General features: G+C 65.9%; 1 protein-coding gene. It reads right to left on the bottom strand.

What is annotated here, in order from left to right:
- Positions 1-84: 84 nt before the first annotated feature.
- Positions 85-2,049, bottom strand: a complete 1,965-nt coding sequence (locus IAE41_RS22180; RefSeq protein WP_200734591.1) for a M2 family metallopeptidase — start codon at positions 2,047-2,049, stop codon at positions 85-87.
- Between the last annotated feature and the right edge of the window lie 211 nt (positions 2,050-2,260).

Raw genomic sequence — 2,260 nt, 5'->3', positions numbered from 1 at the left:
CCCCCCCCCCCCCCCCCCCCCCCCCCCCCCCCCCCCCCCGCCACTACCAGAAAGGGGCGGATCCTTGCGGACCCGCCCCTTCTTTCATTTCGCCGCCGGTGCCGCGCTGGCCTGCCAGCCGCACATCTGGCCTTCGTTCTGCTGCTTCAGCCACTCGTTGACCGGCGTGAAGTATTCGATCATCGGGCCGGCATCGAGCTTGTCGCTGCCGGTCAGCTCCTTCAGCGTGGCCTGCCACGGCTGGCTGGCGCCCTTGCTCAGCATCGCCCAGTACTTCTGCCCGGCTTCCTTGTTGCCGTAGAAGGTGCACTCATGCAGCGGGCCCTTGTAGCCGGCCGCATCGCACAGGCCCTTGTAGAACTGGAACTGCAGGATGCGCGCCAGGAAGTAGCGGGTGTACGGCGTGTTGCCCGGCACGTGGTACTTCGCGCCCGGATCGAAGAATTCCTCGCCGCGGGTGCTGGCCGGGGCCACGCCCTGGTACTTGGCCTTCAGATCCCACCAGGCCTTGTTGTAGTTGTCCGGGGTGATCGAGCCATCGAACACGCCCCAGCGCCAGCGGTCGATCATCAGGCCGAACGGCAGGAACGACACGCCGGACAGGGCCATGCGCATCTGGTTGTTGATGACCGCCTCGCGGCTTTCGCTGGGCGCGTCCACCAGGCCGATCGAGCTCAGGTACTTGGGCGTCATCGCCAGCACGATGGTGTCGCCGATCGCTTCGTGGAAGCCATCGTTGGCACCGCCCTGGAACAGCGGCGGCAGCGGGTTGTAGGCCAGGTCGTAATAGATGTGGCCCAGCTCGTGGTAGATGGTGGTGAAGTTCTCTTCGTTTGGCTTGATGCACATCTTGGTGCGCACGTCGCCTTCCATGTTCATGTCCCAGGCACTGGCGTGGCAGACCACGTCGCGGTCATCGGGCTTGATGAACTGGGTGCGTTCCCAGTACGTCTGCGGCAGCGAGGGCATGCCCAGCGACACGTAGAAATCCTGCGCGCGCTCGGTCATCTGCTTGGCGGTGCGCAGTTCGGCCTCGCGCTGCGCCTTGTACTGCGCCGCCACGTTGGCATCCTTGCCGGCCTTGGCCAGCGCCGCGCTCAGGTTGGCCTGGTACTGCTTTTCCAGCGCCGCGGTGATGTCCAGGCTGCCGGCACCGGGGTACGGTTCCAGCTGGTCCCACAGGTTGGACCAGTCCTGCTGCCACATGTTGCCCAGCAGGTGCGCGGCGATCAGGCCGTTGCCCACTTCGGCCTTGTCCTTGCCATAGGTCTTGTCCAGCTTGCCGCGTGCATAGCAGTGCAGCTGCTCGTACATCGGCTTGACCTGCTCCCACAGGCGGTCGGTTTCCGGCCCGATCTGCTCCGGCGGCATGTCATAGCCGCTGCGCCACATCTGCCCGGCATCGGTGAAGCCCATGCCCTTGGCGCCTTCATTGACCAGGCTGACGAACTGCTGGTAGTCGCCGCGCATGCTCCTGGTGGTGCTGTGCCAACCCTGCCAGGCATCGAGCTGCGTGTCGTAGTCGCGGCTGCGCGCGAGCACCTGCTCCAGCTCGCCGAGCTGGCGGCAGGAATTGGGATCGTTGGCATCGGTGCAGTACTTGCCCGCTCCGTAGCTGCCTTCCATGCGGGTGGCGATCTGGGTCAGCTGGGCCAGCTTGGCCGCATCACGCGGTGCGGGCATCGAGGACATCAGCTTCAGCAGGTGGATGGCGCGCTTGCTGTCCTCGCTCATCGGCTGGCCGTCGTACTTGCCGGCCTGCTCGATCCAGCTGTTGAGCTGGGTCAGCGAGCGCTCGTTGGCCTTGGCGGCGATACGTTCGGAATCGCTGTTGATGTAGGTGGAGGACAGCCACTGTGCCGAGGTCATCTCCGGGTAGGCGGCCTTGAATTCGGCGTTGATGCGGGCGACGAACTGGTCGGCGGTCTCGCCGGCGGGCGCGCTGGCGGTGGCGGCCTCGGTGCCGGGCGAAGGTTCCTTCTTGCAGGCGACCAGGGCCAGCGTGGCGGCGGCGATTGCCGAGGCCAGCAGGAGATGGCGGTGAGTCACGGGCGGTCCTTGGATGGTGAACGACGGCCGAAGGCTAGTGGGCGCGCGTGCCTACCGCAAGTGGGGAAGGTTGGTGGGGTCGGCAGGGCTGCGCCCTGCACCTGCAGAGGCCAAGGCAACATCAACGTCAAAAGCGGGCTATCCGTGGGTTGGCCGGCGCCTGTTGGTGGGTGCCGACCGTTGGTCGGCACATCTGTCAGATATCGAATGA

Source organism: Stenotrophomonas sp. S39, from assembly GCF_016624665.1.
GTDB lineage: Bacteria > Pseudomonadota > Gammaproteobacteria > Xanthomonadales > Xanthomonadaceae > Stenotrophomonas.
This window is presented reverse-complemented; position numbering and strand designations above follow the sequence as displayed.